The following is a 228-nucleotide window of genomic DNA, read 5'->3' on the forward strand; positions in this document are numbered from 1 at the left end:
GGATCGGCTTGATGCTGTAAGCCGTTTTCGACCACCAGCGGCACCACCCAAAGCACATAAGGTGAAGTGGCCAATAATTTTAATTTTTGCGTGCGGGCGTTGATGAGTGGATGAAGCAACTGATTGAGACAATTTTTCTCTTGTGGCTGTTGGAAAATAATTTCACGAAGCCGCGCACGAAAGAGCGTGCCTTCTGCCGTCAAAATGGTATCTCCATGGCGCTGAGCA

General features: G+C 48.7%; 1 protein-coding gene. It reads right to left on the minus strand.

Annotated elements, in window-relative coordinates; all coding sequences use genetic code 11:
* Positions 1–228 (minus strand): dephospho-CoA kinase (locus tag KVT28_RS27670; RefSeq protein ID WP_217551567.1); only part of this gene is annotated, 228 nt, incomplete at both ends.

Source organism: Pantoea sp. GbtcB22, assembly GCF_019091025.1.
Lineage (GTDB): Bacteria > Pseudomonadota > Gammaproteobacteria > Enterobacterales > Enterobacteriaceae > Pantoea > Pantoea leporis.